Origin of the sequence: Streptomyces sp. CY-1, from assembly GCF_047218265.1 — a bacterium.
Classification (GTDB): Bacteria; Actinomycetota; Actinomycetes; order Streptomycetales; family Streptomycetaceae; genus Streptomyces; species Streptomyces niphimycinicus.
Genome location: NZ_CP178393.1, coordinates 5559001 through 5574130 on the forward strand (window position 1 = coordinate 5559001; position 15130 = coordinate 5574130).

General features: G+C 64.8%; 10 protein-coding genes and 3 rRNA genes. 3 read left to right on the forward strand and 10 right to left on the reverse strand.

Annotation, left to right across the window (positions count from 1 at the left end; all coding sequences use genetic code 11):
• Positions 1 to 14 precede the first annotated feature (14 nt).
• The 8 genes from ACK1X7_RS23855 to ACK1X7_RS23890 all read right to left on the reverse strand — a co-directional run bounded on the left by ACK1X7_RS23855 (position 15) and on the right by ACK1X7_RS23890 (position 9591).
• Complete coding sequence (locus tag ACK1X7_RS23855) at positions 15 to 224, reverse strand: helix-turn-helix domain-containing protein (protein WP_014053989.1); 210 nt, start codon at positions 222 to 224, stop codon at positions 15 to 17.
• Positions 225 to 355: 131 nt separating this feature from the next.
• Positions 356 to 1171: a phosphatase gene (locus ACK1X7_RS23860; RefSeq protein WP_361507161.1), complete on the reverse strand. Its 816-nt coding sequence runs from the start codon at positions 1169 to 1171 to the stop codon at positions 356 to 358.
• Positions 1172 to 1307: 136 nt separating this feature from the next.
• Positions 1308 to 2480 carry an acetoin utilization protein AcuC gene (locus ACK1X7_RS23865; RefSeq protein ID WP_385144087.1) on the reverse strand — a complete coding sequence of 391 codons (1173 nt, stop codon included), beginning with the start codon at positions 2478 to 2480 and terminating at the stop codon, positions 1308 to 1310.
• Positions 2449 to 3693 carry an MFS transporter gene (locus tag ACK1X7_RS23870; protein ID WP_385144085.1) on the reverse strand — a complete coding sequence of 415 codons (1245 nt, stop codon included), beginning with the start codon at positions 3691 to 3693 and terminating at the stop codon, positions 2449 to 2451. Before ACK1X7_RS23870 ends, ACK1X7_RS23865 begins: the two co-directional genes overlap by 32 nt.
• Positions 3694 to 3717: 24 nt before the next feature.
• A complete protein-coding gene (locus tag ACK1X7_RS23875; RefSeq protein WP_385144083.1) occupies positions 3718 to 4374 on the reverse strand; it encodes an HAD family hydrolase in 657 nt (218 codons plus the stop codon).
• Positions 4375 to 4450: 76 nt separating this feature from the next.
• Positions 4451 to 4567 (reverse strand): 5S ribosomal RNA (gene rrf, locus ACK1X7_RS23880).
• A gap of 92 nt (positions 4568 to 4659) precedes the next feature.
• Positions 4660 to 7781 (reverse strand): 23S ribosomal RNA (locus ACK1X7_RS23885).
• A 283-nt stretch (positions 7782 to 8064) separates the two neighbouring features.
• A 16S ribosomal RNA gene (locus ACK1X7_RS23890) occupies positions 8065 to 9591 on the reverse strand.
• Together the 16S, 23S and 5S rRNA genes form the textbook arrangement of a ribosomal RNA operon.
• A gap of 734 nt (positions 9592 to 10325) precedes the next feature.
• Here ACK1X7_RS23890 and trpS point away from each other — a divergent pair.
• A complete protein-coding gene (gene trpS / locus ACK1X7_RS23895) occupies positions 10326 to 11345 on the forward strand; it encodes a tryptophan--tRNA ligase (RefSeq protein ID WP_385156557.1) in 1020 nt (339 codons plus the stop codon).
• 19 nt (positions 11346 to 11364) lie between these two features.
• Here trpS and proC read toward each other — a convergent pair whose 3' ends face one another.
• The gene (proC, locus tag ACK1X7_RS23900) at positions 11365 to 12174 is read right to left on the reverse strand and encodes a pyrroline-5-carboxylate reductase (RefSeq protein WP_361507208.1); all 810 of its coding nucleotides are present in this window, start codon (positions 12172 to 12174) and stop codon (positions 11365 to 11367) included.
• A 358-nt stretch (positions 12175 to 12532) separates the two neighbouring features.
• Here proC and ACK1X7_RS23905 point away from each other — a divergent pair, with 358 nt between their 5' ends.
• Both ACK1X7_RS23905 and ACK1X7_RS23910 read left to right on the forward strand, forming a co-directional pair.
• Positions 12533 to 12868 carry a hypothetical protein gene (locus ACK1X7_RS23905; protein ID WP_385156560.1) on the forward strand — a complete coding sequence of 112 codons (336 nt, stop codon included), beginning with the start codon at positions 12533 to 12535 and terminating at the stop codon, positions 12866 to 12868.
• 177 nt (positions 12869 to 13045) lie between these two features.
• A complete protein-coding gene (locus ACK1X7_RS23910; protein WP_413115611.1) occupies positions 13046 to 14590 on the forward strand; it encodes a SulP family inorganic anion transporter in 1545 nt (514 codons plus the stop codon).
• Positions 14591 to 14685: 95 nt separating this feature from the next.
• Here the strand turns inward: ACK1X7_RS23910 and ACK1X7_RS23915 are convergent, their stop codons facing one another.
• A complete protein-coding gene (locus ACK1X7_RS23915) occupies positions 14686 to 15015 on the reverse strand; it encodes an SH3 domain-containing protein (protein ID WP_385156565.1) in 330 nt (109 codons plus the stop codon).
• Positions 15016 to 15130 lie beyond the last annotated feature (115 nt).

Here is a 15130-nt window from a genome sequence, read left to right on the forward strand (position 1 = left end):
GGCCCGGAAAGCGCCTAGGCGGACTCCACCCCCACATACGATTCGCGGAGGTATTCATGAACCGCTTGCTCTGGGACCCGGAAAGACCTGCCCACCCGGATCGCCGGCAGATGACCGCTGTGCACCAAGCGGTACACGGTCATCTTGGACACTCGCATCACCGAGGCGACTTCCGCCACGGTCAGAAACTGAACCTCGTTCAGAGGCCGTTCGCCAGCAGCCATGACACAACACCTGAACCTTCCGCACATGTCGGGCACCGGCTTCCCCTCCGGTGACTCCTGGTCGCATGCGCGCTCCACCCCAGGTTAGGGGCGGGTGATGCAAGTGGGGAAGAGGAGTAGCGATCGGACGCCTACTGTGACAGACACGCTCGATTGAGTACATAGCGAGTAAGCGGCCGGTAGTAACCAGACCGCACAGCGTCATCAAGCGGAACGGCGACGGACACCCGTCCCTCGGCTTCCCCGACGAACAGCGCGGGGTCGTCCGTATCCGCAAGACCGATGGCCTCAAAGCCGAGCTGACCTGCACCGCAGACCCATCCGTGGTCCCCGATGACCAGCCCCGGCAGCGGGCCGCCGGACTCCGCGGCGGAGCCGAGCGCGACCCGAACCGGGAGCGGCGAATGGCTGTGGGCGCCCGGCTCACTCGCGGACGGGCGAGCGCCCGGCGCCTGCACCATCGCAATACCTCGTACGTAGGCGAGCCGGTGGGTACGTACGCCGAACCGCGTCGTTATGTCGATACATCTACCGTGCGCGGGAGTGAGGACACGGCAGCCCGCCGCCGAGAGCGCCGACGCCAACGCGGCGTAGAACCCGAGGAGACGGTGGGGATGGCCGGTGCCGAGGAGCACCGGGAGCCGGTCCTGGGCGGCGGCGCGCAGCCGGTCCGCGAAGGCATGCAGAGCGGCGATCGTCAGCTCTGGATCGATCACATCCGGCCCCGAAACGTTGGCCGGGTCGACCGAAACTCCGCATTTGGCGCCCATCAAGCTGAGCAATTCCGTAAAGGACCAGTCGTATTCGGGCTCCAGACCGAGCAGCACCCGGGGGTCCCGGGCGGCGAAGAGCCGATAGCGGCGCAGGCTCTCCTCCCGGCTCGTCGCCACGGGTCCGGCGAGCCGCGCCGCCAGCAGATGCGCGCGCAGCGCGGCAGTACTCAGCACGTCACCGATGCTGACGGACGCGGCCCGCCGGCCGCCCGGTTATCCCGGCAGACCCCACGGTTGGCGTAACGCCCGTTTGGTCAGCCCCTCGTCCGGGCGTTCCCCACAAGCGTGGAGAGGCATTTCGCGGGGCGATTCACGGAAGCAGCCCGTGGTGCGGGAAGACCGCCCGGCGCGTCGCCAGGATCGCCTGGTCCAGTCGGTCCGCCGGGTCGTACCCGGACTCGCCGAACTCTCGCCAGTTCGGCTCCCGCCCGTCCGTCATCCGCCGCGGCGCGTCCATCCGGGTCCGCCGGTACACCTCCTGCCGCCACTCCTCCGGCACCGCCGCGGCGGGCTCGACCGGCCGCCCCGCCGCGATCGCGACCAGATGCGTCCAGGACCGCGGCACCACGTCCACCACCGCATAGCCGCCGCCCCCGAGCGCGACCCAGCGCCCGTCCGCGTGCTCATGCGCCAGCCGGTGACAGCTCTCGGCGACCGCCCGCTGCGCGTCGACCGTCACCGCCAAGTGAGCGAGGGGGTCCTCGACATGGGTGTCCGCGCCATGCTGGGTCACCAGCACCTGCGGACGGAACGCCGCCAGCAGCTCCGGCACCACCGCGTGAAAGGCCCGCAGCCATCCCCCGTCCGAGGTCCCGGCCGGCAGGGCCACATTGACCGCCGAGCCCTCGGCGCCCTCCCCGCCCACCTCCTCCGGCCAGCCGGTCTGCGGGAACAGGGTCCGGGGGTGCTCATGCAGCGAGATCGTCAGCACCCGCGGATCGTCCCAGAACGCCGCCTGGACCCCGTCCCCGTGATGGACATCCACATCCACATACGCCACCCGCTCCGCACCCAGCTCCAGGAGCCGCGCGACCGCCAGCGCCGCGTCGTTGTAGATGCAGAACCCGGACGCGCCCCGGGGCATCGCATGGTGCAGCCCGCCCGCGAAGTTCACCGCGTGCAGCGCCTCGCCGCGCCATACGTCCTCGGCGGCGCCGACCGACTGCCCGGCGATCAGCGCGGACGCCTCGTGCATCCCCGCGAAGGCCGGATCGTCGATCGTCCCCAGGCCGTACGAACCGTCCGCCGATTCCGGGGCGGCCGAGGCCCGCCGTACCGCCTCGATGTAGTCCTGCCCGTGCACCAGGCGCAGCGTCGACTCCCCGGCCGGCTTGGCGGCCACCACTTGAACCGCCCGGTCCAGTCCGTACGCCTGCACCAACCGCATGGTCAGCGCCAGCCGCACCGGGTCCATCGGGTGCCCGGCGCCGAAGTCGTATCCGGTTACTTCCTCATCCCACATCAACTGTGCGCGGCCGCTCATGTCCGTCACCGTATCCGGCTGGTACAGGGGTGAACGACCTCGCGTACCGGATCGTCACCAGCACGAGCGCCATCGGCACCAGCATCGCCGCCCGATAGCTCCACGCACCGCCCAGTGCGCCGACGAGCGGTGAGCCGATGAGGAAGCCCACGTAGTTGAAGATGTTGAGGCGGGCGACGGCGGCGTCGGACGCCCCGGGGAAGAGCCGACCCGCGGCCGCGAAGGTCTGCGGCACCAGCACGCACAACCCCAGCCCCAGCAGCGTGAACCCGCCCATCCCCAGCCATGGGCTGGGCGCCGCCGCGACCACCGCGAAACCGGCGCCCGCGAGCAGCGCCCCGGCCCGGACCACGGCGACCGCGCCGAAGCGCCGCACCCCGAAGTCGCCGAAGGAGCGGCCGAGGAGCGTGGTGACCATATAGACGTTGTACGGGACCGTGGCCAACTGCTCGGAGCTGTGGAGCACGTCCTCCAGGTACTTGGCGCTCCAGTTGGAGACGGTGGAGTCCCCGATATAGGCGAAGGCCATGACGAGACAGAGCGGCAGCAGCGCCCGCATGCTCACGGCGGCGCCGTGGTCGTGGGTTTGGCCGTCGTGGGTTTGCTCGTCGTAGGTCTGGTGGTCGACCTGGTGGTCGGCTTGGCGGTCCACGTACCAGCGGCTGGCGATCAGCGCGACGGGCACCAGGGTGGCCACCAGCGGCGCGTAGAGCGTGGGCAGCGGCAGGTCCCAGTGCGCGCCCACCCAGGCGAGCGAGGCCCCGGCGATCCCGCCCAGGCTGTACGCGCCATGGAAGCCGAGCATGATGCTGCGGCCGTACGCGCGCTGAAGGCTCACCCCGAGCATGTTCATCGACGCGTCCAGCGCCCCGACGGTCAGCCCGAACACCGCGAGGGCCACCGCGAGCTGCCACACCGTCGTCCCCGATCCGGCGGTCAGCAGGGCGACGGAGACGATGGGCTGCACCACGCGGAGAACGAGCCCCGGACGCATCCGCTTGACCAGATGCTCGGTGCCTACGCTGCCCACGCCGGCCAGGATCGGCACGGCGGCCAGGAAGAGGGGCAGCAGCCCATCGGATATCCCGTACCGGTCCTGGAGCGCGGGTATGCGCGTCACCAGCAGAGCGAAGATCGCGCCCTGGACGAAGAAACTGATGGCCAATGAGGCCCGGCCCTGCCGAAGTCGGCGGCTCGGACGCGAATCCGTCATGGCCGTGGAGCGTACGGCCCCGGACTACTTGTGGGTAGAGGTGAGCAACGCTCGCAGTTCGGCCATGTGGCCGAAGCGGTCGCCGGCCGCGGCGAGCTTGGCGGCGGGTGTCATGGCCGTGTAGCCGTACACATCCATCCCGGCGGCCACGGCGGCCTGGACTCCGAGCGGACTGTCCTCGACGACGGCACAGCGCTCGGGCGCCACTCCCATTCGCTCGGCCGCATGCAGAAACAGATCCGGGGCGGGCTTGCCCCGGCCCACGTCCTCGGAGCTGAAGATGTGCTCCTCACCGAAGAGGCCGTACAGCCCGGTCGTACGGAGGGCGACGCGGATGCGCTCGTGGCTTCCGGAGGAGGCGACGCAGTACGGAATCCCGTCGGCCCGCAGCTTCTCCAGCACCTCGGACACCCCGGCCACCGGCCGCAGCTCCTGGCGGAAGGCGTCGAAGACCCGGCCATGGAAGGTGGTGTCGAAGTCCGACGGCAGCCGCCGGCCCGAGCGCTCGAGGACCAGCTCGTGGATGCGGTGCATGGCGGAGCCCATGTAGTCGCGTATGGAGTCCTCGTAGCTGGTGGGGTGCCCCAACTCCGTGAGGTAGGCGGCGAGAATCCGATTGGAGATGGACTCGCTGTCGACGAGCACTCCATCGTTGTCGAAGATGACCAGGTCATAGCGCATGAGGCCAGCCTACAAACTGAAATGAGAAAAGCCCGGTTGGGAACCGAAGTTCCCAACCGGGCTTTTCTTAAAAATTGTTCGGCGGTGTCCTACTCTCCCACAGGGTCCCCCCTGCAGTACCATCGGCGCTGAAAGGCTTAGCTTCCGGGTTCGAAATGTAACCGGGCGTTTCCCTAACGCTATGACCACCGAAACACTATGAAACCTGAACCGGAACCACACCCCAAGAGGGGGGTTCAAATACGGTTCGTTGCTTCAGAACCAACACAGTGGACGCGAGCACCTGAGGACAAGCCCTCGGCCTATTAGTACCAGTCAACTCCACCAGTTACCCGGCTTCCATATCTGGCCTATCAACCCAGTCGTCTACTGGGAGCCTTAACCCATCAAGTGGGTGGGAGTCCTCATCTCGAAGCAGGCTTCCCGCTTAGATGCTTTCAGCGGTTATCCCTCCCGAACGTAGCCAACCAGCCATGCCCTTGGCAGAACAACTGGCACACCAGAGGTTCGTCCGTCCCGGTCCTCTCGTACTAGGGACAGCCCTTCTCAAGACTCCTACGCGCACAGCGGATAGGGACCGAACTGTCTCACGACGTTCTAAACCCAGCTCGCGTACCGCTTTAATGGGCGAACAGCCCAACCCTTGGGACCGACTCCAGCCCCAGGATGCGACGAGCCGACATCGAGGTGCCAAACCATCCCGTCGATATGGACTCTTGGGGAAGATCAGCCTGTTATCCCCGGGGTACCTTTTATCCGTTGAGCGACGGCGCTTCCACAAGCCACCGCCGGATCACTAGTCCCGACTTTCGTCCCTGCTCGACCCGTCGGTCTCACAGTCAAGCTCCCTTGTGCACTTACACTCAACACCTGATTGCCAACCAGGCTGAGGGAACCTTTGGGCGCCTCCGTTACCCTTTAGGAGGCAACCGCCCCAGTTAAACTACCCACCAGACACTGTCCCTGATCCGGATCACGGACCCAGGTTAGACATCCAGCACGACCAGAGTGGTATTTCAACAATGACTCCACACTAACTGGCGTTAATGCTTCACAGTCTCCCACCTATCCTACACAAGCCGAACCGAACACCAATATCAAGCTATAGTAAAGGTCCCGGGGTCTTTCCGTCCTGCTGCGCGAAACGAGCATCTTTACTCGTAGTGCAATTTCACCGGGCCTATGGTTGAGACAGTCGAGAAGTCGTTACGCCATTCGTGCAGGTCGGAACTTACCCGACAAGGAATTTCGCTACCTTAGGATGGTTATAGTTACCACCGCCGTTTACTGGCGCTTAAGTTCTCAGCTTCGCCACACCGAAATGTGACTAACCGGTCCCCTTAACGTTCCAGCACCGGGCAGGCGTCAGTCCGTATACATCGCCTTACGGCTTCGCACGGACCTGTGTTTTTAGTAAACAGTCGCTTCTCGCTGGTCTCTGCGGCCACCACCAGCTCAAGGAGAAAATCCCATCACCAGCAATGGCCCCCCTTCTCCCGAAGTTACGGGGGCATTTTGCCGAGTTCCTTAACCATAGTTCACCCGAACGCCTCGGTATTCTCTACCTGACCACCTGAGTCGGTTTAGGGTACGGGCCGCCATGAAACTCGCTAGAGGCTTTTCTCGACAGCATAGGATCATCCACTTCACCACAATCGGCTCGGCATCAGGTCTCACCCTTGAATGAGGAACGGATTTACCTACTCCTCGGGCTACACCCTTACCCCGGGACAACCACCGCCCGGGCTGGACTACCTTCCTGCGTCACCCCATCACTCACCTACTACAGGTCTGGACCGTCGGCTCCACCACTCCCCTCAACTCCGAAGAGATCAGGGCGGCTTCACGGACTTAGCATCGCCTGGTTCGACGTTGGCGCTTCAAAGCGGGTACCGGAATATCAACCGGTTGTCCATCGACTACGCCTGTCGGCCTCGCCTTAGGTCCCGACTTACCCTGGGCAGATCAGCTTGACCCAGGAACCCTTAGTCAATCGGCGCACACGTTTCCCACGTGTGTATCGCTACTCATGCCTGCATTCTCACTCGTGAACCATCCACAACTCGCTTACACGGCTGCTTCACCCGGCACACGACGCTCCCCTACCCATCACAACGGTCGTTGGACCACATGCTGCAATGACACGACTTCGGCGGTACGCTTGAGCCCCGCTACATTGTCGGCGCGGAATCACTTGACCAGTGAGCTATTACGCACTCTTTCAAGGATGGCTGCTTCTAAGCCAACCTCCTGGTTGTCTCTGCGACTCCACATCCTTTCCCACTTAGCGTACGCTTAGGGGCCTTAGTCGATGCTCTGGGCTGTTTCCCTCTCGACCATGGAGCTTATCCCCCACAGTCTCACTGCCGCGCTCTCACTTACCGGCATTCGGAGTTTGGCTAAGGTCAGTAACCCGGTAGGGCCCATCGCCTATCCAGTGCTCTACCTCCGGCAAGAAACACACGACGCTGCACCTAAATGCATTTCGGGGAGAACCAGCTATCACGGAGTTTGATTGGCCTTTCACCCCTAACCACAGGTCATCCCCCAGGTTTTCAACCCTGGTGGGTTCGGTCCTCCACGAAGTCTTACCTCCGCTTCAACCTGCCCATGGCTAGATCACTCCGCTTCGGGTCTTGAGCGCGCTACTCTAACGCCCTATTCGGACTCGCTTTCGCTACGGCTTCCCCACACGGGTTAACCTCGCAACACACCGCAAACTCGCAGGCTCATTCTTCAAAAGGCACGCAGTCACGACGCAGAGACGAATCCCTGCGCGACGCTCCCACGGCTTGTAGGCACACGGTTTCAGGTACTATTTCACTCCGCTCCCGCGGTACTTTTCACCATTCCCTCACGGTACTATCCGCTATCGGTCACCAGGGAATATTTAGGCTTAGCGGGTGGTCCCGCCAGATTCACACGGGATTTCTCGGGCCCCGTGCTACTTGGGAAACAGACAAGCAAGCCACCACGATTTCAGCTACGGGGGTCTTACCCTCTACGCCGGACCTTTCGCATGTCCTTCGCCTATCGCAATGGTTTCTGACTCACCCAGCCGCCGGCAGACGACTGAAGTCCACTCCCACAACCCCGTATGCGCAACCCCTGCCGGGTATCACACACATACGGTTTAGCCTCATCCAGTTTCGCTCGCCACTACTCCCGGAATCACGGTTGTTTTCTCTTCCTGCGGGTACTGAGATGTTTCACTTCCCCGCGTTCCCTCCACATACCCTATGTGTTCAGGTATGGGTGACAGCCCATGACGACTGCCGGGTTTCCCCATTCGGACACCCCCGGATCAAAGCTCGGTTGACAGCTCCCCGGGGCCTATCGCGGCCTCCCACGTCCTTCATCGGTTCCTGGTGCCAAGGCATCCACCGTGCGCCCTTAAAAACTTGGCCACAGATGCTCGCGTCCACTGTGCAGTTCTCAAACAACGACCCGTACCCCGTCACCCACACTCACCGCATGGTTCACCGGGACCGGCCGAAGGACGAGCGTGTTTCCAGCCCGTGCCCTCAGACACCCAACAGCGTGCCCAACACCCTCTCTCCGCTCACTCTGTGTTCCACGCCGAAGCAGTACTGACAGAGAAGAGCATCCAGACGATGCCGAATAGTCAACGTTCCACCCATGAGCAAACCGTGCGAGACACTTGCTCGCAGTCGGCTATGCGCTCCTTAGAAAGGAGGTGATCCAGCCGCACCTTCCGGTACGGCTACCTTGTTACGACTTCGTCCCAATCGCCAGTCCCACCTTCGACGGCTCCCCCCACAAGGGTTGGGCCACCGGCTTCGGGTGTTACCGACTTTCGTGACGTGACGGGCGGTGTGTACAAGGCCCGGGAACGTATTCACCGCAGCAATGCTGATCTGCGATTACTAGCGACTCCGACTTCATGGGGTCGAGTTGCAGACCCCAATCCGAACTGAGACCGGCTTTTTGAGATTCGCTCCACCTCACGGCTTCGCAGCTCATTGTACCGGCCATTGTAGCACGTGTGCAGCCCAAGACATAAGGGGCATGATGACTTGACGTCGTCCCCACCTTCCTCCGAGTTGACCCCGGCAGTCTCCTGTGAGTCCCCATCACCCCGAAAGGCATGCTGGCAACACAGAACAAGGGTTGCGCTCGTTGCGGGACTTAACCCAACATCTCACGACACGAGCTGACGACAGCCATGCACCACCTGTACACCGACCACAAGGGGGCACCCATCTCTGGATGTTTCCGGTGTATGTCAAGCCTTGGTAAGGTTCTTCGCGTTGCGTCGAATTAAGCCACATGCTCCGCCGCTTGTGCGGGCCCCCGTCAATTCCTTTGAGTTTTAGCCTTGCGGCCGTACTCCCCAGGCGGGGAACTTAATGCGTTAGCTGCGGCGCGGACGACGTGGAATGTCGCCCACACCTAGTTCCCAACGTTTACGGCGTGGACTACCAGGGTATCTAATCCTGTTCGCTCCCCACGCTTTCGCTCCTCAGCGTCAGTATCGGCCCAGAGATCCGCCTTCGCCACCGGTGTTCCTCCTGATATCTGCGCATTTCACCGCTACACCAGGAATTCCGATCTCCCCTACCGAACTCTAGCCTGCCCGTATCGAATGCAGACCCGGAGTTAAGCCCCGGGCTTTCACATCCGACGCGACAAGCCGCCTACGAGCTCTTTACGCCCAATAATTCCGGACAACGCTTGCGCCCTACGTATTACCGCGGCTGCTGGCACGTAGTTAGCCGGCGCTTCTTCTGCAGGTACCGTCACTCTCGCTTCTTCCCTGCTGAAAGAGGTTTACAACCCGAAGGCCGTCATCCCTCACGCGGCGTCGCTGCATCAGGCTTTCGCCCATTGTGCAATATTCCCCACTGCTGCCTCCCGTAGGAGTCTGGGCCGTGTCTCAGTCCCAGTGTGGCCGGTCGCCCTCTCAGGCCGGCTACCCGTCGTCGCCTTGGTAGGCCATCACCCCACCAACAAGCTGATAGGCCGCGGGCTCATCCTGCACCGCCGGAGCTTTCCACACACATCCCATGCGGGAGCGTGTCATATCCGGTATTAGACCCCGTTTCCAGGGCTTGTCCCAGAGTGCAGGGCAGATTGCCCACGTGTTACTCACCCGTTCGCCACTAATCCCCGGCCGAAACCGGTTCATCGTTCGACTTGCATGTGTTAAGCACGCCGCCAGCGTTCGTCCTGAGCCAGGATCAAACTCTCCGTGAATGCTTCCGGGATATCCCGGCAACACAGTCACGAGAGCGGAGCAGACCAGAGGAATAATCCAGTCCGCTCACAGCGTCCTCGCTGTGTATTTTCCAAAGGAACCTCGTCCGAGATGGACGGGGTATCAACATATCTGGCGTTGACTTTTGGCACGCTGTTGAGTTCTCAAGGAACGGACGCTTCCTTCGAAACCGTTTCACCGGTTTCTCCGGGCGCTTCCCTTCGGTGTTTCCAACCTTACCAGATCCGTTTTCCGTTCCGTTTCCGGTCCGAAATTCCGTTTCCGGCCCCCTGCTGGAGCGGAGTCTTTCGCGCCTTCCGGCGTGTCCACTACTTTAGCGGATTCCCCCGGAAGCTCATAATCGAGCTTCCCGATCCGAATTCCGGCATGCCGAAATCCATCCCGATGAGGGGCCGTACAGAAGTGGTTTGCCGCCGGTGCGGCTCGAGTGGCTGCCGCGTTTCCCCGCGGGGCTCCGCGGCAACCCGGTGAACAGTACACGACGCCCCGAGGACCATCAAACTCATGGCCGGACGCCCCATCAGGGCGTATCGTCCAGGGCATGACGAGCGCATGTGTACACCCACGGTGGTGGGCCGCCTGACGGCGGCCGCCTCTATCCACACATGCGCAACCACGGCCGCCGCTCCGGCGGCCGTTCGCGTATCTCCACTCCCCGCGAATCCCGGCCGGCCGGGTCGGCGGTCCCGATGCAGCGGGAGATGGCAGAGAGATGACGGAGACGAAGACGGCACGGGGCCGGATCTTCAGTGGGATCAAACCGAGCGGGCATCTGACCCTCGGCAACTACCTCGGGGCCGTACGCGGGTGGGTTCAGGAGGACCAGCACCGTGCCGACGCGCTGTTCTGCGTCGTCGATCTGCACGCGCTCACGGTGGAGCACGATCCGGCGCGGGTGCGGCGGCTCACCCGGCAGGCCGCCACGCTGCTGCTGGCCTCGGGCCTCGACCCCGAGCAGTGCACGCTGTTCGTCCAGAGTCAGGTGGATGAGCACGCACGGCTGTCCTATCTCATGGAGTGCACGGCCACCGACGGCGAGATGCGGCGGATGATCCAGTACAAGGAGAAGACCGCGCGGGAACAGGCGAGGGGGCGGAGCGTACGGCTGTCGCTGCTCACCTATCCGGCGCTGATGGCGGCCGACATCCTCGTCTACGGCACGCATGAGGTGCCCGTCGGCGAGGACCAGACGCAACATGTCGAGCTGGCCCGGGATCTGGCGCAGCGTTTCAACCAGCGGTACGGACCGGTCTTCACCGTGCCCCGGGCCACCCATCCACGGGTCTCGGCGCGGGTGATGGATCTACAGGACCCCACCTCGAAGATGGGGAAGTCGCATGCGGAGACGGCGGGCATCGTCTATCTGCTCGATGAGCCGGACGCGGTGCGGAAGAAGATCATGCGGGCCGTCACGGACAGCGGAACCGAGGTGCGGTACGACCGGACGGAGCAGCCGGGGGTGGCCAATCTGCTGGATGTGCTCGCCTCGTGCACCGATGGCAAGCCGGAGGTGCTGGCCGGGGAGTTCAGCTCGTACGGGGCGCTGAAGGGGGCCACGGCGGAGGCGGTACTGGAATTGCTGCGGCCGCTTCAGGCCCGGCACGCGGAGCTGTGCGCCGACCCCTCTTATGTGGACGGGGTGCTGCGGGCCGGGGCCGAGCGGGCGCGCGCGCTGGCCCGGCCCCGGGTGGACGAGGCGTATGCGGCGGTCGGACTGCTGCCGCCCGCCTGACCGAAGCGGCTGGTCGTTGTCAGCCGTTGCCGGAGGCGAGCTCGCGGCTGCGGTCGCGGGCCGCCTCCAGCGCGGCGATCAGCGCGGCACGCACCCCGTGGCTCTCCAGCTCGCGGATGGCGTTGATCGTGGTGCCCGCCGGGGAGGTCACGGCCTCGCGCAGCTTGACCGGGTGCTGATCGCTGTCGCGCAGCATCACCGCCGCGCCGATGGCCGCCTGGACGATCAGGTCATGGGCCTTGTCGCGGGGCAGGCCCAGCAGGATCCCCGCGTCGGTCATGGCCTCGACGAGGAAGTAGAAGTACGCCGGGCCGGAGCCGGAGAGGGCGGTCGCGGCGTCCTGCTGGGATTCGGGAACGCGCAGCGTCTTGCCGACGCCGCCGAAGATCGCCTCGGTGTGGGCCAGGTGCTCCTCGGTGGCGTGGCTGCCCGCCGAGATGACGGACATGGCCTCGTCGACCAGCGCGGGGGTGTTGGTCATCACACGGACGACCGGGGTGCCGGTGGCCAGGCGCGCCTCGAAGAAGGAGGTGGGGATGCCGGCGGCGCCGGAGATGACCAGCCGGTCGGCCGGGACGTGCGGGGCCAGCTCATCGAGCAGGGTGCCCATGTCCTGCGGTTTGACGGTAAGGATGAGCGTGTCGGCGGACTTGGCGGCCTCGGCGTTGGAGACGGCCTCGACGCCATGGCGCGAGCGGAGCTCCTCGGCGCGCTCGGGGCGACGGGCCGTGACCAGGAGGTCGGACGGCGACCAGCCACCTCGGATCATTCCGCTGAGAAGGGCTTCACCGATCTTTCCCGTGCCGAGCACGGCGACCTTCTCCGTCATAGTGCGGCTCTCCTCAAACCTGAGCGGGTCATGCTGTGCTGCGTGTGTGTTCTCGGCCATCTTCCCACGGGTGGCGCATTCCCTACTGCTCTTATGAATTACTTATTCGTCGTTCGATGAATTAAATTTTCGCGCCATCCGGCGTGACCAGCAGGCCGCTTTGCGCCCGCGCCTATGGGGGCGCCCGGAACCCAGCAGTCCTGTTCGATGACTCCGAGTTCACAAGTCGGTTACATATCGACTTGCAAATGGTCACGGTCTCATGGACACAATAGGGGTCGGTGTCTATACGTACGGGAAGGGGGCGATGGTGAGGAGCATTCGGCATACCGCTCACGCACTGGTAACGGCGGTAGCCGTGTTGCTTGCCCTCTTCATCGCGGCTGATTGCGCGTCCGCGCAGGTCATCCATCCCGAGACGAGCAGCGTCACCGCTTCAGCCGATCCGCGGCCGGTCACCGAATCTTCGGCCTCCGCGCACGGCGACCACGGAACAGAAGACTGCAAGGGGCTCCGCGGACGGGCCCCGCTGACCGCTCCCACACCGAGCGGCAAATACGGATGTGTGTGCGGTTGCGATACCGGTGTTCCGGTGCCGCGTACCGCTATCTCCACATCGGTCACCGAACGGCAAGCCGTTCCGGTGTCGAGATCGGGCGAGCTGCCCGTCATCCTCCAGATCTTCCGCTGCTGAGAGCTACACCGCCGTAGCCCGGCGGTTCATCTCGCACCGTTTCAACGCTTTTCACGCTTCTCACAGCAAGCGATCTCCACCGCCAGCGACCGATTCCATCGATCCCACTGACGTAGCGCTATGCCGTGCCCCCGCCTGCCCATGAGCCGGTGACGGGGCGCACTGGAGGCAACCCTCATGCGAAACTCTCTCCTTGACCGTTTCCGTGGTGCCGGAGGCACCTCAGGCTCATCCGGCGCCAAAACATTCCGCGCCGACTTCACCGCTTCTCTCGTCGTCTTCCTCGTCGCCGTGCCCCTGTGCGTGGGGGTGGCGGTGGCCTCGGGTGTTCCGGCCGAGCTCGGCCTGATCACCGGCATCGTCGGCGGGCTGGTCACCGGTTTCCTGCCGGGCAGCAGCCTTCAGGTCTCCGGCCCGGCCGCCGGTCTGACCGTGCTGGTGTACGAGGCCGTGGAGCAATACGGCGTCGCCGCACTCGGCGTCCTCGTCCTGATCTCCGGACTGCTACAGCTCGCCATGGGCGCGCTCGGCCTCGGCCGCTGGTTCCGGGCGATCTCCGTCGCCGTGGTGCAGGGCATGCTCGCGGGCATCGGCCTGGTGCTGATCGCCGGACAGCTCTACGCGCTCGCCGACGCCAAGGCGCCGAGCAGCGGGCTCGACAAGATCTTCGGCATTCCGGAGCTCATCGGGGATGTGGCCGGTTCCGGGGACGCCCTGAAGGCGCTCGCGGTGGGCGTCGGCACCATCGCGGTCCTGGTGTTGTGGCCGCGTTTCCGCCAGGGCGCCAAGGTGCTGCCCGCGCCGCTGGCGGCGGTCGCGCTCGCCACGGGCGCGACCGCGATCTTCGACCTGCCGATCGCGCGAGTCGAGGTCAAGGGTCTGCTGGACGCCATCCAGCCGCCCGGCGGCAGTGAGTTCCAGGCGCTCGCCGAGGTGGGCGTCATCGGCACCGTGCTCGCCTTCACGCTGATCGCCTCGGCCGAGAGCCTGTTCAGCGCCGCGGCCGTGGACCGGCTGCACGACGGTCCGCGCACCGACTACGACAAGGAGCTCATGGCGCAGGGCGCGGGCAACGCGGTGTGCGGTGTCCTCGGCGCCCTGCCGATGACCGCGGTGATCGTACGGAGCGCGGCCAATGTGCAGGCCGGCGCGAAGACCAAGGCGTCGCGGGTGCTGCACGGTGTGTGGCTGCTGGTCTTCGCGGTGCTCTTCCCCTCGGCCCTGGGCATCATCCCGGTCGCGACCCTCGCCGGTGTGCTGGTGTACTCGGGCTGGAAGCTGATCCCGACCAAGGACCTGGTGCCGCTGTGGAGGTCCCACCGCGGTGAGGCGATCATCCTGGTCGTCACCGCCGGCGCGATCGTGATCACCAATATGTTCGAGGGCGTGATCATCGGTCTGCTGATGGCCGTGGCCAAGACCGCCTGGGAGACCTCGCATGTGCATGTCGAGGTCAGCGGGCGCGAGAACGGCGACGGTGCCGACGCCGGTGCCGGCGACAAGCCGCTGCACGTCCGGGTGCGCGGCAACGCGACCTTCCTGCGGCTGCCCAAGCTGCTGGACGAGCTGGAGGGGCTGCCCCATGAGCGGGAGATCGAGCTCGACCTGACCGGGCTGCGCCATGTGGACCACGCCTGTGAGATGGCGCTGGCCACCTGGACCGAGCGGCACAACGCGGTGGTCAAGCGGGACGCCGCCCTCGATGAGCGGGTCCCGGCGTGACGAACGCTTGAGGGGCCACGCCCCCTTCCGTCATCCGGCCCCCGGCGCCGCCCTCGCGGCTCCGGGGGCCGGCTGCGCTCCGGCCGTGGGTCAGGTCAGCCGCAGGGCACGGTGACGAAGCCGTCGCTGCCGGTCCTCACATAGGCGTCGGACACGTACTGGCCCGGGGCGATGCTGTCCCAGATGTCCGTGGTGCCATACGGTCCGGAGACCTTTTCGCCGTGCCGCTGGCAGCGGATGGGGACACGGGTGTTGTACGGCAGCACCTTGACGACTCTGTGGTTGGTGCCGGGCCCGCTGCGGACGTTCACCTGGTAGCCGGGCGCGGTCGGATAGGTGATCGCTCCGGCGGCGACCTCGACGGCATCCGTGCTGTTCGCCGTGTCGGTGGTGGCGACGGTTTCCGCGGTCTCTTCAATGGCCATGACGGCCCCTCCCCCGTTGAACTTCTTTCCGAAGTTGTGCACATGTCGTGTGAAGTGACACGACATGCGGAGGCTAACAAGGCTCGCACGTGTCATCGACTAGGCTCGCCGAGTC